This window comes from Ruegeria atlantica (assembly GCF_013032505.1).
GTDB classification, from domain to species: Bacteria; Pseudomonadota; Alphaproteobacteria; order Rhodobacterales; family Rhodobacteraceae; genus Ruegeria; species Ruegeria atlantica_F.
Genome location: NZ_WQCG01000002.1, coordinates 842,513 through 863,617, shown reverse-complemented (window position 1 = coordinate 863,617; position 21,105 = coordinate 842,513). Strand labels below are relative to the sequence as shown.

Sequence of the window (21,105 nt, the reverse complement as noted above, 5' to 3'; positions counted from 1 at the left end):
TGATAAGTTGGCTACTTGGATCATCTCTTGATAGATTTTGGAACAGATGACGCAAAAGACAGAAATAGAAATCCTTCTGGCCGTTGTTGATCACGGCAGTTTCTCAGCCGCCGCCAGAATGTTGGGATACACGCCGTCCGCTGTGGGGAAACGGGTGCATCAGTTGGAACAGCGGTTGAAGGTGCCGCTTCTTGTCCGCTCGACCCGGCGCATGGCCTTGACCGATGCAGGGCAAAGATATGTGGAAGAAGCGCGGGGTCTTCTGGCTCGCCTCACGGCGCTGGAAGAGGATATTGCCGATGATGGCGACAGGCTGCATGGCACAATCCGCGTGACAAGCGCTGCAGCTCTTGGCCGCCTGCATATCGTTCCCTTTACGATCGAATTCATGGAACGATATCCGGAGGTTGAGATCGAATTGTTGTTGACCGACAAATTGGTCGATTTGGTCGGAGAGGGTTTTGACCTTGCGATCCGCAGTGGTGTCTTACGCGATTCATCCCTGGTCTCGCGAAAACTAATGACCAATCGACGGGTGCCATGTGCCGCACCTGTCTACCTCGAACAGCATGGCACACCTCGGCAACCGGAAGAGCTTACCACGCACAAATGTCTGCGCCTGGGCCATGAGAGGCACCTTACGGATTGGGGGTTTGCCCGAGCACCACATGGGCATGCACGGCTGGGTCCCGGCTTCATTTGCAACAGTCTGGAAGCTCTCCATGCAGCGTGCCGCGCGGGGCGCGGCATTGCTTGGCTGCCAGAGTTTCTCATCTCCCAAGACTTGCAGAACGGTCATTTGGTGCCGGTGCTAACTGATTGCTCTGAACAAGACGCCGGCGGCGGGATCTACATTCTACGCCCGGAAACAACCTTTCTGCCGCGGCGGGTGCGGGTTCTGATCGATTTCCTCGTTGATCACTTCCCTGGCACTCGAACCAACTGAACCGAGGGAACCCGATTCAGCCGCCGTTGAAAACCGAAAGGGCCATTCGGCGGACGTAGCCGGGAAAAACCGTGTCGTAGTTTTTCCAACCCGAGTACTTGGGCATTTCGATCTCATCGGGGATCGTAAAGAGTAGTTCAACGGGTGCCGACGCATCTCTGCTTGCAAAGGCCTCCTGAAAACGGGCCTCTACCTTCGCTTGCAGCTCATTCAAAAACTCTGCGTTTTCTCTGAGAGCTTCGACGCTGTTACTGTTTGAATGCCCGTTGATTGCATAGGCCGGATCCCAATCTACCAGCGTGTTCAAAACAATGCCTGATCCGACGAAATTGGTATCTTCCTTGAACTCGTGCGGAAAAAGTTCCTGCCGCATGTACATGTCCACGGAAAACACGACATTGCTGTCGGCGACACGTGCAACCGTGGGCGCAACACCATCTGCCACAGAAAGGTTATGTAGCTCGACGATTTGACTGCCAAGATCTACATAATGGATGTCATCAAAGGACGTCGTGACAGTCGGCATGGGCATCAACGGCGACAGCTTTAGTATGTCGAGGCCGTTCTCCTGCATGATGATCTCGGCCCCGTCAAACACTTCGGTTCCGCCAATGCGGTCAAAATGCTCGTGGCTGAACGGAAAAGAAGTGGACGAAGAACGGGAAGCCGAGATATTTGACATGGTTCCCGCGTTCCTGCTGGGGTTGCAGTCACAACACTGACCCGAAACGCCGCTTGCCACGCGACCGGTATGTCCACGGTCAGGAGCGCTTAAGGCGTCGTGTCGCTATTCCGTTGTCAACGCGTTCTAAAGGGTCGTTGGTGTGCTGTATGGATAAGAACCGAAGCGCTACCTTGCAGCCCACGTTCGAGCAGCCGCAACGAATGTCTCCTCTTCGAAGGGGCGCACCGTAGCGATGGCACTCGTTGTCCAAGGGCAGTTCAGGGTCGAAACGAAGTAAAACGAAAACGTAGACTTGATGTGATGCCACCCCTTCGGGCGCATTGTCACCCTTTTACACAGGCTTCCGACAATATCGCGTAAGTGCGATCGATGATGTGTCGTACCTCTGGCAGAAATCGGTCTTCGTGGTGGGACACAAGCCACTGATCATGTTCCAGATCTTCTATCAGAGGCGATACTCGCTTTAGCATGCTCTGAGCGTTGCCGATGAACGTTGGTAAAACCACCCGAGCCATTCCCGCATGTGCAAGATCAAGAGCGTTCTGCGGAGCGGTCACTTCAATGGCATCGTCATCTTGCGAATTTTCGCTTACCCAATTTGCAGAAGGTGTTTTGGACACGACCCGCGCCCAGGTCGAAACACTCTCGTCTACTGCGTAGACAGCAAACCGAACGCGCCCGATTTTGCGGCCTGCCAGACCGATCTCTTCAGGCCGATGATTTCGAATGCCAATCGCCGCCTCCCGGTGCCCAATTTTCAGCACGTGTTCCGAGGAAATGAACCGCAGCCGTACCGGTGCTGATCCGTAGAGTTTTCCAACGGCGCCCATCAACACTTTGGTAACCCAGGTCCCAGCCGAAATCTTAACCAATGGTGGCGCAGTCGCGAGGCGGTTTTCAGTGATAGGTAAGACACGGGTCTCAATGCTTGCGACCTTTTCAAACAACAGTTGACCATCTTCAGTCAGGTCATAGCCTCGCGGTTTGCGCCGAAACAATTCCATCCCGAGACTGCGCTCAAGCTCGATCATACGCCGACCCAGCGTCGGTGCGCTTTTACCGGTCTGTTCTGCAGCCGGCCCAAGCCCACCTGTTCTGGCAACGGCAAGGAAAAGCCGCAGGTTATCCCAGTCAACGTCACGTTCATTCATGAAACGATGCTTACATTTTGTGTTGTTGATGAAAAGATTGAGATGGCGTTTTTCTAAGGGGGCACATAGGAGGCCCGTAGATGAAGTTTCTCAAAAATGAAATCTCGCCACTTGGAATGGGATGCTGGCCAATCGGCGGCAAAATGTACTGGGGCGAACAATCGCTGGGCTATACTCGTTCAGATGACGACGTTTCCATTCGGACGATCCATGCTGCCTTGGATGGTGGGATCAATCTGTTCGACACCGCTGCGGCTTACGGGGCAGGGCATTCAGAACGGCTGTTGGGTAAGGCGTTGAAGGGTCGACCCGATGCTTTGGTCGTTACAAAGATCGGTGTCGGGATTGATGAGGCAAGCAGGCAGATCTCATTCGAACCCTTCACTTCCGATCAAGTAGGTCCTGCCGTTGAAGGGTGCTTGTCTCGGCTGGGCCGGGATCGGATCGATCTTTTGCTGCTGCACGTGAACGACATGCCCATTGGCAATGCTGAAGCCTTGTTTGATGAACTGGACCGCTTGAGAGATTCCGGAAAACTGCGCGCCTTCGGCTGGAGTACCGACTATTCCAAAAGCGTGTCGGCCGTTTCAGCGCGTCATAACTTCAAGGCAGTCGAGTATGTGATGAACGTGTTTTTTGATGCGCCCCGAATGCAGAAAGTGGTGCAAGACAACGGGCTGTTGTCCCTTATCCGTTCACCACTCGCGATGGGTCTGCTTTCCGGTAAGTACGATCAGAACACTGTCATGGCATCGGATGACGTGCGTGCATCCGGCGAAGATTGGATGGAATACTTCAAGGAAGGAGGCGCAAATCCTGATTTCCTCCGGAAACTCGATGCGGTTCGCGATTTGCTGACCTCGGATGGGCGAACACTCGTACAGGGGGCTCTCGGGTGGATATGGGGCCAATCTGAAAACTACGTTCCGATCCCGGGTGCGCGTACAGTAGACCAAATCGAAGGTATTGCAGGAGCGCTGATCTTCGGTGCTTTACCGGCTGCAACAATGAACGAAATAGAAACCCTGTTGCCGCGCCTTCCTCATGAACCAGACCGCCCGCGATAACCTAAAGCGCCGGCCATCTAAAGTGGGCTGCAAGTGTGCACGAGGTAGTTTTCTTGGGCTGCGCCCGCAGCCCCCGAATGAGGTTTCGAGAGCCTAGCCTGCGTTGTTAGCTTCGGTCACTCCTCTCGTAACAATGCTTCATTTCGGTATTCTGTCGGGGTTTTACCCGTTTGCGTGCGAAAGGCTCGATTGAATGGCCCGAGCGAAGAGAAGCCAACGTCAAAGGCAATGCTAAGAACAGTGCGTTCGGCCATTTCTGGCTTCTCCAGCAATGCTTGCGCTTCCCGAACGCGGAATGCGTTGACGAAGCTGGTGAAATTTCGGTGCCCCATTCCCTGATTGATCGCAGACCTTAGCCGATGTTCTTGTGTACCTAGATTGGCCGCCATTCGTGCTACGGTCAGCCCTTCCTCCCTCCAAAGCCCTGCGGCCATCGCCGTATCAATGCGTTTGATCAATGCCACTTGCGCGGGTTTCAGGTTCATGTCGCGATGCGAAGTGCCGGGGTGTTCGATCCAGATATCGGGTGCAACTCGCACCGACCAGACAAGGAACGCACTTGCGGACACCAAAATTGCTGCGGCCTGCAGCAGGAATACCCAATAGGGAAGCACTCGATCCAAATGGGTGATTTCAATCACCGTGATGATTATGCCCAGGGTCAACAACCACACCAGAAACCAACGACGAAATCGGCGGCGATCGGCAATCAAATCTTCGACTTCTCCAGACAAAACGATATTCAGCATGTGCAAGAAAAAGATCAGCACGCATGCGCCACGAACCGCACCCAGCGGAAACTGCAGCTGGGTCAACCAGCTTGTCACAACGATCAAGGCCGCGACCACGATCTGCCATGGGTGAATGATCACGTCATCCTGAAACAACTCAATTGCGGCCCAATAGATCAGTGCCGGGATCACGCCTGAGATCATCACAAGAACAAACCGGAAAGGCCCCTCGCTCAGATCGATACTCGGAGAGGATACGACTACGTACGGGCCAAGGCTTAGGCACAGCAGCACAACAGCCAAGCTTTTTCTGGTCCGGGGCCCGTTCGTCAAAAAAATCAAAGCGCAGAGATAGAGCACGCCAACGGCGCTGCCACGCAGGAAAGTATCGATGATCGCCATGTCCAACATCACACCCATAAGCGAAGTTCGAATTGGTTTGGCGGTCAATGGCCAGGCCATGTCGAAACTGAAAAATCCTCGCCGAAAGCTCAAAATACCCATTGGTTTTTGAATTCAGAGAGCATCTGCACTCCATGCGCGTCAGGTCGTTGTGCACATCCTTTCCCTACTTGGAGAAGTTAATGACACATCTCACCACGCTCTTGTCCGTCTATACAAATGTCTTTGGCGGAGACTTCATGCGCTATGTTATCGGGGCAGGGGGGACATATATTTTGATCAATGTCCTTTTGGCACACCGGCTTACCGCACAAAAAATCCGCCCATCGGATCCACCCAGGGGCCAGATACGTCGTGAGATTCTGGCAAGTTTGCGGACTGTCCTGATCTTTACCGCCGCTGGGACTTCAATTGTGCTGGGTGCAAATGCCGGGGTCATCACGATATACCAACAGGTCGCGACATTTGGTTGGACCTATTTCGTGTTCAGCGTTGTGGCGCTGATCGTCCTTCATGATGCGTGGTTCTATTGGACACACCGCGCGCTGCACTGCCCACCGTTGTTCCGGCGGTTCCACCGGTTGCACCATAGATCACACCAACCCACACCCTTCACCTCTTACAGCTTTGATGTCGGTGAGGCTGTGGTAAACGCTCTCTACCTGCCTTTAGTGTTGATCATTCTCCCGACGCATCCATTGGCGCTGTTCGTCTTTGTGACCCATATGATGTTACGCAATGCAGTGGGTCACTGCGGGATCGAGATCTTTCCAGCCGACAAGAAAGGGCAACCAATTTTTGGATGGCTGACAAGCGTCACTCATCACGACCTGCATCACGCCCATGCCGGTTACAACCTCGGCCTGTATTTCTCTTGGTGGGATCGGCTGATGAAGACGGAGCATCCTAAATACCTCACCGAGTTTGCCCGCGTTGCGCCGCGCATCCCGACTGTCAGCCTGAAAGCAGTAATTCTGTTGGTGGCAATTGTTGGAGGTCTGACGGCCAGCCGAGGCGATGCCTACGAACTAAAGGGTCGCTACGCGTCGCCTGGCCTCGGCATCATAGTCGCGTTCGAGGATTGTGGCCCGAAGAGCGCAACCAAATGCGGGCGATTGATTTGGATGTGGGAGGGGCAGACACCCCATGCGAAAATCGGCGATTTGATCCTAACGGATCTGGAGTTCAATGGGTCTGCTTGGGAGGGAATGCTGCGAGACCCGGAATCCGGGCGAACCTATCGTGGTTCGATCAGGCAACCGAGCCAAGACCGGCTTTACCTCAAAGGCTGCGCCGGGATCATCTGTGCGAGCCAAACATGGCACTCTACAATCTACCTTCGAACCGTACTTTCTGAACACTGAGGTTATTCGACAGGAGTGAGATCCTAACAGTTGTGCGGTCAAACGCACCGCCACAACAATTGGTAGCCGAGGAAGTCGTGAGGATCGGTAAAGGACACGACCGAGACTTTGGAGGGCGTTTTGCGTATCCCAAATGGGTAATCTGACGGCTTCAGAAAGGTACATTCAAGGGATGGGCTTATAGAGCCTCCCGCCTCCGGCCCTCGTCGTTGGGTCTTCGCCTCGCCGTCTTCGCGCGCAATGCCCGCCAGATCCAACACGACGCCATGCTGATCGACCGCTCGCCAAAGCCATTACTTTCGACCTGAAATGTTCACCACGATTTCATCCAGATGCCAGACATCGCCTGGAAGTCTCTTCCGTAAAACAGGGTGACCCATGTAGGAGACTCCGGGAACCTGGAGAATGTTCTTCTCCAAATCCACTTCATTGATGCTAATCTCTGTCGTAGATGCCTCTAGTCAGTTTGTTTGCAAACCCACGTTGGCACAACGAGGCGAGCAGGGACGTCTAAACCCTTAGAACCAATTAGGAGGAATAGCATCAATCACAGTTTTGCACCGTTGTTCTCAGGCGGCTGGAACGGTTTCAGCGTACAGTGACCTTAATGCTCTGCAGCTCAGTTTCGGCTGATCGCAGCCATTCAGAAATCTGAGAAGGATGAATAGGGTCCAGGGATTTTACAATATACTCCCCTGTACAGCATTTGACTGTGATTGCTGAAGATCGCTAAGTGATACCTCACGGTATTCGTCGCGCATTGCTTCAACGATCTTAAGAACCTGCGCAAGTTGGATTGATCCATCTTTCAATACTCGAGCTCAGAATTCGTACTCAGTGCCATTCTCTGCCTGGGCTGCGTGGACTTAGGCGTCTTCGATGTCCCGAATAGCCGTTTCCAGAGGAACTTTTTGCTTTTTTGAAAGCGCATTTGCCAATACAAGCAGGTTCTGCACCGTGACTTATCCAACAGGCCGAACTTAGGCCCTCATGCACAAAATCGTCGTTACGGCAAAATATCGGAAACCGCGCTGAACCCCGTCAGATCAAAGCCGAATGAGATCGGGTCTCTGGCGGTGTTTTTGCTTTCTATCGTCAACTGATCACCGGCCCGCATCGCATTCATCCACTCGGAAGACACAGGTGAACGCGCAAAACAGCCCTGCGCTTCGCAAGTCAGGAACTCCAGACGCGCGACTTCGACGTTATCGACTTTTGCGATCACCCCTTCGGAAAACAGTAGACCAAATGGCAGGGTCAGCACTGTTTCGGTCTCATCTTTTCCCGAAGGCTTCACGAACGCAATAGACGTAAGCCTTTGATTGTTTTCGGTTAGAACAATACTCTGGGTCATTTCACAGACCAACTCGGTTCCATTGCCCGGATTTCCACAATTCACCGACCACGGAGGGGGGGCGTCCTCTTGTGCAGCCAGAGACTGCGCTAAACCCATCGAAACTCCCAATGCACCAAGCCAAACTTTCATACTGCCGTTCCTCATTGCTTAGAATTGTAGTCCGAGGCCCAGTCCGACCTGGAGAGCCTTGGTTGAGTCACCGAACATATGATCGAGACTCAGATTAATAAAGCTGCTGTCGTCCAGTGCGAACAGCCCCAGTCGCGCTGAGACCACCCCATGGGCGTCTCCAACAAAGCTGGTATTCGTAAACCCGCCATCGGCAGAACTGGCACCTGCGAACCCGGCGCTTACTGATACCTTGTCATTTGATGAGATGATGGCACCGGCCCGGAAACTTGCGCGCAGTTTTTGGGAAGCGCTGAGTATTTGTTCAGTCCCGATCTCAAGCGACGGCGTCAGCGAATAGATCATTTCACTATCGTCCTGCAGGACAATCCCCGAAAGGGTTGCGTCACCGTTGCTTTCCGTTGCCAGACGGGTTGCGTCAACAGCGATTTCGGGTCGCAGATAAGAGTTGCCACCGGCAAACCTGTGGTCATATGCAAAACTCAGCCGCAGGTTCTGGTGGTTCATCTTATGTTTGATCGAGCTGACGCCAACCGTATCCACCACGGTTCCGTTGGGCAGCACGCCGCTGATCCCGCCAGACCGAACTGTATCATAGTCCGACCATCCGGCTGAAAGCATGGCAGCGAACTCCCAAGGGCCGGTGTATTTGGTCAGCGACGCGCCCAGATTGAACCGGTCGCCGGTCGCATTGTACTGTGAACCGTTCCGCAAGCTGATCTGGTCGTGACCCACCGCGAAACCGGCATAGAGCTCGTCCCCAACAGGCAAACGGACGCCGGCAGACAGGTTGGTGTTGTTGATGTCCAACTCATCGTAGATACCGGTCTGGTCGCGGTCGTAGAAGGACCTTCCCCCGGAGAACCAGACGCAATTGCGGGGATCATCTCCTGCCTGATAATTGGTAAACCGCTCGCAATTGTGCAGTGCGTCTGCGAATACCCGCGTACCGTAGTAGGCATCAACCGCGTCCGCTGCGTAGTCGGCCACAGTGAAAGCGCCGATCGCTGCGATGACGTCCGCTTCGGACGTCATATTCCCGATCAGGGCGAACAGCTCGCCTTGTGCAGCAGAACCCTGTCCATTCAGAACATCATTGATGTAGTCACCAACGGCCGCTTCGTTCGCGTTCATATTGGCGGTCGAATAGTCAGGTTTGATCACCAGATCAATCGAACTGCCGTCTGAAGTCGAGCCGTTCAATCCGATTGAGTAATCCAACACTACGGTGTCCTGAATCGTCGTTCCTGCGTCCGCCGCCGTACCGCCGGGATTGACAATGACAAGGGGCAACGCCCGTTGAAGGGTATTGAGCTGCGGCGTCAATGTACCGCCCATCGTGGCATCACCACTGACATTAAGCAGATCACTGTTGCCACCAGATGCGCCGCTGGTCAGGAAATACACATCGAAGGTCGAGGATGCCGTCGCACCCAGGGCCAGACTTCCGGTCAGGTTCGTAGTCTGGCTGACATTCCCGGTAAAGACAAAGTCACCCGCCTGAACGTTTGGTGTCATGTCTGTATTCAGGCCCCAGTTCGCCCCTAAGACAAAGTCGCCATTCACCTGCATCAATCCGTCAGTGCCAAGATTGATCGTATCCAGCGCATAAAACGCACCTTCTTCCTCGACCGTCAGGACGTTGGTACCGGTTCCAAGATCCAGATTGCCAAGCGCTTTACCCGCCAACGAAATCTGCTCGTTCCCGTCACCGCCGTTGATTAGCTGGTTATTCCCGGCAAGCAGCATGGTGTCCTTGGACAAAGTCAGCGCGTTGTTCGCACCACCTTCCACGACGATTGATGCAACAGCGTTCGTCTGGCCAGTGCCGCCCATGACGACACCGTTGAACCCAAGCGTGATTGGACCGGCCCCGTCGCGTCCTTGAGATTGGGCCAGAACACCAATGCCGCCTTCGCTGACGGATAGGATATTGCCGTCCAGCGCCATATCAATCGCGCCGCCGGCACCGGCACCACCTGCGGACCCACGGAAGACTGAGTCCACCATGCCACCGCCGCCGCCTAGCGATTGTGCAACGACACCAATCGCGTTTTCGCCGGTGGTGACGATGTTGCCGGATTGTGTAAATCCGATGTCGCCACCATCGCCACCATTGTTGGATGATAGGTCCACGGCGATTTTGCTGGCTTCCATGTCTGTCGACACAAGGCCACCACCGCCACCGATGCTTTGAATGACGAACCCGTGTGATCCGTTGCCGCTGGTGGTCATGTCGCCAGTATTGGCAAAGTCGACGTCACCGCCATCACCGGTCGATCCATCCTGCGCACCAAGCGTCACATCGGCCTGTCCCAAACCCGCGATGACAACTTCACCACCGCCTGCGCCGATACTCTGGACGCTTTGACCAAATGAACGGTCGCCGCTGGTGAATACATCTCCGTCCAATGACAGCGCGATATCACCGCCATCATTGTTGAAGCTGGGGTCAGAGCCCAGGATCAGCGAAGCCGCTTTGTTTGCATCCGCTGTGCCGGTACTGTTCAGAACAAGTTTGCCGCCGCCGCCGCCGATGGATTGCGTCGTTCCTGCCGTCGAAAACGCGCCGTCGGTTCCCACATCGCCCGTCCTGCTGCCACTCACGTTTCCGCCGCTGGCATCATCCGTGTTGATCGCACCCAGGCGTCCGGTGATATCGATTCCGTCACCGTCCTGAACACCGATATTGTTCGCAGAAGTGCCGCCGCCACCGCCAACGCTTTGCAACATCAAACCAGTTGAGCGGTCGCTTGTCGTCGCGATGTTACCAATATGCGACTGCGTGATCTGGTTGCCTGCGGTATCCGAGACTTCGTCGCCACCCAGAGAGATATCGCTGATATAGACAGTCCCAGTGCCGTCGGCGCTGGCAGTTTCGGTTGTGAAATCAACCGAGGATTCCACATTGCCGCCGCCGCCATTCACTGATTGTGCAAAGATGGCCTCGCTCCCGGATCCATTCACAAGAATGTCGCCGGTCGAATTCACGGTAACGGTTCCCACCGACCCAGTGGTCCCTTCGCGTGCACCAAGCAATTGCGAGACCGTGTAATCCAGCGCTGAAACCAACGGAGACGATACCGAATATCCGGCGTTGCCGCCGCCGCCGCCGACAGATTGTGCGAAGATGCCGAATCCGTTGTCCGCATTCACGACAATCGCTCCGGTATGGTTCACCGTCACGTCTCCGCCATCTGAGCCATCCCCGCCCGATCCGCCAATAGCGATCTTCGAATAGGATTTTCCTGTCATGGTGTTCTTGAGGTCGTTGACATCCATCGCAACGGCCAGACCGCCATTGCCGCCGCCACCGCCAACGGATTGTGCCATGATGCCGTATGCACCCGTGCCATCAACTCGGATATTACCGCTGTTCGTAACAACCACGTTGCCTGCGACATTACCGCTGCCGCCCGAGCCACCGATGTTCAGCTGTGCCGTCGGAGAGCTGTTGTCCCCGGTTTTCAACCGCAGCGTCCCGGTCATCGAGCTGCCACCATTGCCGCCACCGCCACCGACGGACTGCGCGAAGATACCATGCGCACCATCACCGGTCGTCAAGATCGTCCCGGCATTCGTAACCGAGACGTCGCCACCAGTTCCGCCGGTGCCGCCCGATCCGCCCAGCCCGAATTGCAAGGCTCGCCGTGTGGACGCCTCAGCCCCGCCATAGCGCCCGTCGACCGAGATCGTGGAACCACCGTTGCCGCCGCCACCGCCAACGGATTGCGCAAAGATACCGTGGCTTTCCTTGCCAGTGGTAAGGATATTGGCATCCGCTTCATTGACGACAGTCACCGTGCTGCCAGAGCCGCCGGTACCACCCGAGCCACCGATCAGAATGGCGTTTGTGGTCGCCCCGTCCGAGGACCGTCCCAGAATGATGTTGCGCACCTGCTGCGCGTCACCGCCGCCACCGCCGACAGACTGCGCGTAAATGCCGATGGATTTGTCGCCCTCCGTTGCGATTATATTTCGGTTGGTGACCGAAACTGCTGCAGACATCGCGCCGGTGCCGCCATTGCCGCCAATGGAAATTGTCGCCGTGTTGCCGATCTCTTTGCGAAGGTTGATGATACGGTTTTCTACCAGACCACCCATGCCGCCGCCGCCGCCCACGGATTGCGCATAGATACCATGCGCCATCATGCCGGCAGTCGTGACTATGCCATCATTCACAACTGTTACCGTGTCCGAAGTCATACCGTCTCCGCCGGTGCCCCCGATATTGATCGAAGCTGCCGTCCCAACGGTTGATGGGCTGATGAAGGATTTGATCGTATCCAGATTACTCTGACCCGCCTGCACCATACCACCGGTGCCGCCTGCGCCGCCCACCGATTGCGCCAGCAGGCCGATCGAGCGCTCGCCCGACGTTGAAATTCGCGCAGAGCTCGTCACATCGACTTTGCCGCCAACGCCTCCGGTGCCTCCGGTGCCGCCGATGGAAAGTGATGCTGAAATCCCGCCACCGGCCGAGTTGCTGGCCTTGCCGCCGTTGCCGCCTCCGCCGCCAACGGATTGGGCGAACACTGCATGGGCGTCGTCACCCTGAGTGACCACGGTCCCGGCAATAACGGATGTTACATCACCTGCCGCTCCGCCAGTGCCGCCGGCCAAACCGACCGACACGCTGGCCTTGTTGCCTTTGCTGTCGCCGGTCTTTGGCGTACCGATGCTGGCTGAGATCGAGGACGAATTGCCGCCGCCGTTGCCAATGGATTGGGCAAAGAACCCGTAAGACCGGTCGCCTGCGGTGCTGACGATGCCGTCCGAGCTGGCATAAACATCACCGCCGCTGCCACCGGTACCTCCGGTCCGACCGATCTGGATATTGACGTTGCCGCCATCCACAGAAGTCGAGGCAGAGTTATACCCCGCGTTGCCGCCTCCGCCGCCAACGGATTGGGCGAACAGGCCATGTGAATCCGCGCCGAGCGTAGAGATATCGCCGGTGTTTCGCACATCGACTGCGCCGCCGATGCCGCCCTCACCGGTGCCGCCGCCTACAGCAAGACCAAAACCTTTGTTGGATTGGTTCGATGACAGTTCGTAGGCGAATGCCAGGTTCAGTGCTGCGTTTCCGCCGCCGCCGCCAATGGATTGGCCGAATACACCATGACTGCCGTCCTGTTTCGTGAGGATATCGCCGTAATTGTCAATATCGACTGTGCCGCCATCCCCTGCAGTTCCGGCATCACCACCGATGGCAACAACAGCCGACATGCCAGATTTGTTGCCAGAAGAATCCGCCGGATTCACCTTGCCTTCAAGCTCATCTAGCACGTTGTTGTAATTGGCAATTACCGAGTCATCTACGCCCGTGTTGGTCGGTGTTTTGCGGTCGGATGAATCGCCGGTGCCGCCGTTGCTCTGACTGCCGTTGGTCTTGCTGATGCCCACAACCGCGTTGATGCCGGCATCTCCGCCACCACCGCCAATGCTAGAGGCTTCGATGCCATGCGAACCAACACCGTCAGTTGTGATGGTCCCTGCCGCCAAAGCAGTGGTGCCCCGCGCCACAGTGACATCGCCTGCGTCTCCGCCACCGCCGCCAAAGCCGCCGATGCCCATGGCAATCGGTGAGCTGTCTTTGGTGCCAACGAACGTCGCATTGATCCCACCGGTTCCTCCGCCGCCGCCGATGCTTTGCGCAAAGACACCGCGCGCGTGATACCCGTTTGTCGAGATAGCGCCGGATTGCGTGACCTGGACATCACCGGCATCCGCGCCGGTTCCGCCGTGGCCGCCCAAACCACCCACGATGCTCAAATCGGTTTTGCCGTCTGAGTTGTTGGAGTCGCCATAGTTCAGTTGTCCGGTCACGTTGAGCGCGCCGTTGCCGCCGCCGCCAGCGATGGACTGGGCCAAAACGCCGTGTTTCCAGTTGCCCGCCACGGACACAGCACCGGTATGATCAACGGTCACATCACCGGAAACATTACCGTCGCCACCAAATCCGCCAACACCGAAGGTGACCGATGGGATCTTGCCATCCTTGCTTAGCGCAATGCCGCCCGAAACGTTCAGACCGCCATTGCCGCCACCGCCGCCGATGGACTGCGCCAACAAACCGGCCGAGCCATCAGTGTCAGGCTTTTCTTCGTTGAAGACGCCCATATCGATAAACAGGCGTTCGAGACCAAAGTCCGACACCATCTCTTCCGTATCGTCGACAATCGTGTCGCCGAGGAAATCGCGTAGCTTGTCTTCAAACGTGGTTGTATCGGGGACCGAGATGTCATCCGGGTTCGTTGTGACCGTGATGTCCGCTTGGGATGTAACCGTCACATCACCAGCCTTGCCACCGTCACCCGCAAATCCGCCAACACCAACAATCAGAGAGCTGTCGGACACGATCCCGCCCGACACATTCAGACCGCCATTGCCGCCTCCGCCGCCAACGGATTGCGCCAACAGGCCGGATTGTCCGGTGCCATGGGCCTTGATTGTGCTTCCGGCACCAATATTCACATCTACGTTTCCGGCATCACCGCCGCCACCGCCAAAGCCACCAACGCCAACGACGACCGCGTAAGACTTGCTGCTATCTGTTTGGCCGGCACCAGGCTTGCCGCTGATCGCGATACCGCCGGACACATTGGTGCCGCCATTACCGCCACCGCCACCCAGCGATTGCGCAATGATACCGCTGGCGCCCTTGCTTTGATCAACCTCAAATGTGCCATCGGATTGCTCGACCATCGGAACGGCCTGAATGTTCCCCGTGTAGTCCAGATCAACATCGCTGGCATCACCGCCCGATCCACCAAACCCGCCGACGCCAGCCGCGACCGAGAAAATAGTGTCCGACCCCGAGGGTTTTGTCAGCGCAAGAGAGCCAGAGATATTCACACCTCCAGTGCCGCCACCGCCGCCGAGGCTCTGTGCGAAAATGCCATGCGACCCGTCACCAGCGGTTACAACATCGCTTTCAACATCCAGTGTTACAGCTCCGGCATCACCGCCGCCGCCGCCAAAGCCGCCGAGGCCCAAAGCCACCGCCGCACCAGATTTACCAGTCAGGTTCACGGCACCCGAGACGTTGAGACCGCCGTTACCGCCGCCGCCACCAACGGATTGCGCCATGACACCGATACTGTCAGCACCGGATGTAACAACCGACGTCGTTCCGCTGCCATCCGTACGGGACCGCAATGTGCTGATCACTGCGCCAGCATTGCCGGCACCGCCACCGAACCCACCAACGCCCAGGCTGACGGATCCGCCATTTTCCTGGCTGATACCCAGTGAGGCTGAGATATTCGTTCCGCCATTGCCGCCACCGCCGCCAAGGTTTTGTGTCAGAATCCCGGTGCTGCGATCGCCGCTGGTCGAGACGCCGCCGGTGATGGTCGATTGCACAAGCGCACCGGCATCTGCACCGCCACCGCCAAAGCCGCCAACACCAATGGCCACGGCCGCGTTGGCCGACCGGGACAAGGACAGGGCGGATGAAATGCTGGTGCCACCATTGCCGCCGCCACCACCAAGGCTTTGCGTCAGAATGCCAACTGAGTCATCCCCTGTCGTTGTGACATCGCCTGTGACTTGCTGCGTGACATTGTCGGCTGCACCACCGTCGCCACCAAAACCACCAACACCGATCCCAAGACCGCCAGAGTAGTTGCTGGCGACCGAAATCGCGCCGGAAATATTCGTGGCACCGTTACCGCCGCCACCGCCGAGGCTCTGCGCGATGATCCCGGCCGAACGCGTTCCGGATGTGCTGACATTGCCCGAGAACGTATTGCTGACCGCACCGCTCGTGCCGCCGCTGCCGCCAAAGCCGCCAACCCCGATACCTGCCGCGCCGGATCCCGTACGCGCAATGCTGAGAGCACCTGAAATGTTGACGCCACCATTGCCACCGCCGCCGCCGACAGACTGAACCAGAACACCGGTAGAGTTGTCGCCGCCTGTGATTACGTCCCCGGTAACCGAGCCGGTGGCCGTACTTGCATTCCCGCCGTCACCGCCGGACCCACCGATGCCAACGCCAATTGCGCCGCCGCCCGTGCCCGAGATGTTCACGGCGGCCGAAACATTCAGCCCACCGTTGCCACCGCCGCCCGCAGCGGACTGAACCAAAACACCACCTGAGTTGTCACCTGCCGTGGTCACGTTACCCACGACCGTCCCGTTAGCCGTGTTCGCGTTGCCGCCGCTGCCGCCGCTTCCGCCTAGCCCGACCGAGGCACCACCGCTGCCGGTTCCGGCAACTGTGACAGTGGCGGACACGTTCATACCGCCATTGCCACCGCCGCCGCCAAGGCTTTGAACGATAAAGCCACTGGACTCATCCTCTTGGGTCGAGACGTTGCCGTTCAGTGTGGCCTCCGCCGTGCCACCGTCGCCGCCCGTTCCGGATGCGCCCCCCAGACCAACGGATGCGCCGCCCGATCCAGTGCCAGCGGCCGCAACCGCGACCGAGATATTCATTCCACCGTTACCGCCGCCGCCGCCGACGGACTGCGCCAGCAAACCGGTCGAGGTTTCGCCCAGCGTCACAAGGTTTCCGGTCACGTTTGCGGTTACCGCTGAGGCATCGCCTCCGCCGGTTCCCCGGCCACCTAGACCCACAGCAGCTGCGCCAGAACCGGTGCCCGCGCCACCGACGGATGCCGATACGTTGAAACCACCGTTGCCGCCGCCGCCGCCGATGGACTGAGCAACAACCGCGCTCGATTGCGCGCCTTCGGTTTGCACACTATTCGCGACGGTCAGTCCAACAACACCCCCGGTGCCACCGCTACCACCAGACCCGCCCAGACCGACACTGATCGCGCCTGACCCGGTGCCCGCACCAGCCAATGCAGGCGAAATGTTAAAGCCCCCATTGCCGCCGCCACCGCCAACGGACTGTGCCAGAATACCAACTGAAGCATCGCCTTTGGTCACAACGTTGGCTGTTGTGCTCGCGGTCACCAGGCTGCCGTCGCCTCCGCTGCCGCCTGAACCTCCTAGCCCAACCGAAACTGAACCCGCTCCGACGCCTGCACCTGACAGGGTCGGCGAGACGTTAAAGCCGCCGTTACCACCGCCACCGCCAAGGGATTGCGCCACAAAACCGCCAGAGGCAAAGCCGTCAGTCAGAATGGTGCCGTTTGACGTCAGTGTCACGTTTCCGCCATCACCGCCCGTATCACCCGATCCGCCCAATCCGACGCTGACCGCGCCACTACCCGTTCCTGCACCCGACAGAACCGGAGAAACATTGAATCCGCCATTGCCGCCGCCGCCGCCGATGGATTGCGCCACTACGCCCGAGGACTGATCACCAAGGGTTTCAACCGCATTGTTGGACGTCGCGATGACGGTGTTACCGTCTCCCCCGCCTGCGCCATCGCCACCAAGGCCAACCGAGACTCCGCCCCCGCCAACGCCAGATCCCTGGACCGAAGCGCTCACGTTGAATCCGCCGTTACCGCCGCCGCCACCGATAGATTGGGCCAGAAACGCCGTCGACGAGTCGCCCTGCGTCAGGATGGTCCCGCCTGAGGTCAGCGTAACCGCGCCGCCATCGCCGCCTCCGGCTCCGTTGCCGCCAAGCCCCACGCTAACTGCGCCGGATCCAACACCGGCGCCGGCGCCAGTGCCCGAGACGTTGAAGCCGCCATTGCCGCCGCCGCCGCCAATGGACTGAGCGACTACGCCGGACGACCTGTCCCCAGCCGTTTCGATTGCATCCGTGGTTGTCAGATTTACCGTGCCACCAGTTGCACCTGTGCCGCCGCTGCCGCCCAGCCCAACTGAGACGGCACCGCTGCCCACACCCGCGCCCGCGAGTGAGGCGCTGACATTAAAGCCTCCATTACCGCCGCCGCCGCCGACGGATTGCGCCAGAACCGCTGTTGAATCCGCACCGGCCGTGCTGACAGTTCCGCTAACCCGACCAGTCACGGAACGACCGATCCCACCGCCGGACGCGTCGCCGCCCAAGCCAACCGTAACCGCGCCGCCACCAGCGCCTGCACCGGCTACCCCGGCGGTTACGTTGAAACCGCCATTGCCGCCACCGCCGCCGATAGATTGGAATACGACACCGCTGGAATTGTCGGAAAGCGTGGTCACGTTGCCCACGACCTGTCCTTCAACAATGCCGCCATTGCCACCTGTTGCACCGCCGCCGCCAAGTCCGACACCAATCGCACCAGCGCCTGCACCGCCAGCGGCCACACCGGCCGTCACGTTAAAGCCGCCATTACCACCGCCACCGCCGATGGACTGGATCACAACACCTGTCGAGCGCAGACCTTCGGTGCGGACATCACCGTTGACAAGAACACCGGTCACGCTGCCGCCGATACCGCCGCTGCCGCCTTCGCCGCCAAGTCCGACACCAACGGTTCCTGCACCGGCACCGCCTGCGGCCAGACCCGCGGCAACACTGAAGCCGCCATTGCCACCACCGCCACCGATGGACTGAACTACAACAGCACCAGAGTCATCGCCCCGCGTTGTGACGTTTGCGTCAACCTGTGCGGTTACTGCGCCGCCGTCACCGCCACCGCCGGCTTTGCCGCCAAGGCCCACACTGACAGACCCAGCAGCCGCCCCGCCAATATCGGCGCTCGCGCCGACGCTGTAGCCGCCATTGCCGCCGCCGCCACCCACGGACTGTGCGACAACACCGCTGGAAAACGCTCCGCTGGTTTCGATGTTTGTCCCGCCTGCAATCAGGGTGACGTCGCCGCCGATTCCGGCACCGCCGCCATCTCCGCCAACACCCACGTTGATCCCAATTGCCGCCACGCCGCTTGCGCTGACACCGGCTGCGATGCTGCCACCGCCATTGCCGCCGCCACCGCCGACGGATTGCGCGATCAAAGCGCTCGAACTGGTTCCCGTCGTCGTGATGTCAGCCTTGGTATAGACCTGCACATCGCCGCCGTCGCCGCCACTGCCAGCCTCACCGCCGATACCAACAGAGACATTGCCGGAAAACAGCGCCGAGGCACCACCGGTTGCCGCCACAGCCAAGCCGCCATTACCACCACCGCCGCCAACGGATTGAAACAGCATACCGGTCGAGCGGTTGCCGGTTGTGACAACGGTGCCTTCAAACCCCGCAGCCGTCGGAGAACCACTGCCGTCAAACTGGCCGACCGTGACCGTGCCGCCTTTGCCACCCGTGCTACCATCGCCGCCGACACCAACTGCCAAAGAGCCCGAAACCGGGCCGCCAGACACTGCAACAGAAACCGCATATCCACCATTGCCGCCGCCGCCGCCAACGGATTGCAGCATGACGCCAATTGCATCGTCGCCGCCGGTCTGCACAGATGCAGACCCGCTGCCGCTGATTGACACATCGCCGCCGTCGCCGCCACTGCCGGCCGAGCCACCAACCGAGACCGAAGCCGCGCCAAACGCACCGACCGCTACTGAAACAGCGCCGCCGCCATTGCCGCCACCGCCGCCGACGGATTGTGCGAACACACCAGTGGAGCGATCGCCTGAGGTTTGAATTGCAGATGGCTGACTGTTGTCTGTGTTCGACAATGTGACGTTCACGTCGCCGCCTTTGCCTCCGGACCCGCCATCGCCGCCGATGGCAACGCCCACGAATGCGCCGACCGCTCCGGAAGAACCGCCATTGCCGCCACCACCGCCGATGGACTGGGCCAGAATGCCCATCGCATCGTCTCCGGTCGTGGTAATGATCCCGTCATTGACGATGGTCACAGTTGATCCAGCGCCACCGCCGCTGCCGTTTCCGCCAACGGATACCATTCCGGCGGACGAGCCACCGTCGCCGCCACCGCCGCCAATCGACTGAGCGATGATTCCGCGCGCGCCGTCGCCCCCGGTCTGGATTTGTCCGTAGTTACTGACGCTTACTGCAGCTCCTGTGCCTCCTCTTGACCCGGTGCCACCGATTGCGACCAACCCGTATGAGTTCGCACCCGTGCCACCACTGCCGCCAATAGATTGCGCCATGACCCCATCGGCACCTTTGCCTGAGGTGAGAATGCTGCCGCTGCCCTGAACCGTCACGCTAACGGCGCTGCCGCTGCCACCATTCGATCCGACCCCGCCCAGAGACAGCGAAACCAAGCCACCTCCTGTTCCGCCAGACCCACCGCCGCCGCCAATGGACTGCGCCACAATCCCGCGCGAAAAGTCGCCCTGTGTCTCAATGGCGCCAGCATGGGAAACCGTGACCGTCCCGCCGTTACCGCCGTTGTCGGCACCGCCGATCAAGGACACCAATAGGTTGCCGCTGGTCCCTGCGGACCCACCCGAACCCCCAATCGACTGTGCATAAATCCCGTTCGCATAGTCGCCGGTTGTCAGAATGCTGCCAGTTGATGTGGTATTGACTGTCACAGCTCCGCCGCTGCCGCCATAGCCGCCGTCACCTGAAGATCCTACCAGGCCCCACTGCGCGCCACCATTGCCACCATTGTTCGAAACGCTCAGTGCATAGATACCATCTGCGGAATCTCCGGACGTCGAAATCTCACCTCTCTGCGTGACGGTCACGTTGCCGCCATCCGCTGAATGCCCGCCAGTACCACCGCCGGGGGCGGCGAACCCGCTGCCGCCATTCCCAGCCTCGCCACTTCGACTGAATGCGAAAATGCCGTAATTGCCACTGCCCGAGGTTTGGATTGTGCTGCTGCTGGACTGTGTTGCGTTGACGGTGCCGCCCTTGCCGCCATCGCCGCCATCGCGTCCGTCCCAAAAGCTCAGATAGGAGTCACCACCGTTGCCGCCATCGCCGCCGACGCTGCCGACCTGCCACCCTATGTTGCTGGTGGCGTTGACATCACTGCTAAGGGTTTTTGTTTGCGTCGGTCCAGTTGCGCCATTACCGCCCGAGCTGGGCGGAACAACCAACGCACCGTCTCGGCCGTTGCTGCCGTCCCGACCGTAGACAACTTGGCTTACACCGTTTGGCCCTGAAACGTCCTCGGGTGGCGTTACAGCGCCGGGGGTGCCGGAACTATTGAAGTTGCTATTGTATTGAGACGTTGTCAGCTGTGTAGATAAACTTGCCGTTCCGGTTGCTTCTGAATTGCTGATCTGAGCGGTTGTTCCGGAAATGGAGACAATCTCAAAGGCAAGCGGCGGATTGTCGGAATTGTAGATTGTATCGCCTACATCTTTGACCAGAAAAACATAGCCATCCGCCGTCTCTACAAATGCTGTTGTACCGGCTGTAGGCGTTGAAGCCGGGTCAACTATCAGAGTGCTCACGGTGGTGTCCATACCTGTCACCGGGTTTGACACCGTGTCGCCTACTTTTGAATCCGCTGTGGGC

At 58.5% G+C, this 21,105-nt stretch carries 8 protein-coding genes; 3 read left to right on the top strand and 5 right to left on the bottom strand.

What is annotated here, in order from left to right; all coding sequences use genetic code 11:
• Positions 1-46: 46 nt before the first annotated feature.
• Complete coding sequence (locus GOW92_RS10880) at positions 47-946, top strand: LysR family transcriptional regulator (RefSeq protein ID WP_170560605.1); 900 nt, start codon at positions 47-49, stop codon at positions 944-946.
• Positions 947-962: 16 nt separating this feature from the next.
• On the opposite strand, the gene GOW92_RS10875 is transcribed toward GOW92_RS10880, so the two are convergent.
• Together GOW92_RS10875 and GOW92_RS10870 are read right to left on the bottom strand one after the other, a co-directional pair.
• Positions 963-1,628 (bottom strand): hypothetical protein, encoded by a 666-nt coding sequence (locus GOW92_RS10875; RefSeq protein WP_170560604.1) that lies wholly within the window; start codon positions 1,626-1,628, stop codon positions 963-965.
• A gap of 326 nt (positions 1,629-1,954) precedes the next feature.
• The gene (locus tag GOW92_RS10870) at positions 1,955-2,782 is read right to left on the bottom strand and encodes a LysR family transcriptional regulator (protein WP_170560603.1); all 828 of its coding nucleotides are present in this window, start codon (positions 2,780-2,782) and stop codon (positions 1,955-1,957) included.
• Between the two features lie 80 nt (positions 2,783-2,862).
• Between GOW92_RS10870 and GOW92_RS10865 the strand changes: the two genes are divergently transcribed.
• On the top strand, positions 2,863-3,849 hold the full coding sequence (locus GOW92_RS10865) for an aldo/keto reductase (RefSeq protein WP_170560602.1): 987 nt from the start codon (positions 2,863-2,865) through the stop codon (positions 3,847-3,849).
• A gap of 116 nt (positions 3,850-3,965) precedes the next feature.
• Here the strand turns inward: GOW92_RS10865 and GOW92_RS10860 are convergent, their stop codons facing one another.
• Positions 3,966-5,042 (bottom strand): helix-turn-helix domain-containing protein, encoded by a 1,077-nt coding sequence (locus GOW92_RS10860; protein ID WP_170560601.1) that lies wholly within the window; start codon positions 5,040-5,042, stop codon positions 3,966-3,968.
• Between the two features lie 122 nt (positions 5,043-5,164).
• Between GOW92_RS10860 and GOW92_RS10855 the strand changes: the two genes are divergently transcribed.
• Entirely contained in the window at positions 5,165-6,346 is a 1,182-nt protein-coding gene (locus GOW92_RS10855; protein ID WP_170560600.1) for a sterol desaturase family protein, read from the top strand.
• 1,006 nt (positions 6,347-7,352) lie between these two features.
• Here the strand turns inward: GOW92_RS10855 and GOW92_RS10850 are convergent.
• Both GOW92_RS10850 and GOW92_RS10845 read right to left on the bottom strand, forming a co-directional pair.
• Positions 7,353-7,832, bottom strand: coding sequence for an invasion associated locus B family protein (locus GOW92_RS10850; RefSeq protein WP_170560599.1), 480 nt, complete (start codon positions 7,830-7,832; stop codon positions 7,353-7,355).
• Between the two features lie 18 nt (positions 7,833-7,850).
• On the bottom strand, positions 7,851-21,041 hold the full coding sequence (locus GOW92_RS10845) for an autotransporter outer membrane beta-barrel domain-containing protein (protein ID WP_170560598.1): 13,191 nt from the start codon (positions 21,039-21,041) through the stop codon (positions 7,851-7,853).
• Positions 21,042-21,105 lie beyond the last annotated feature (64 nt).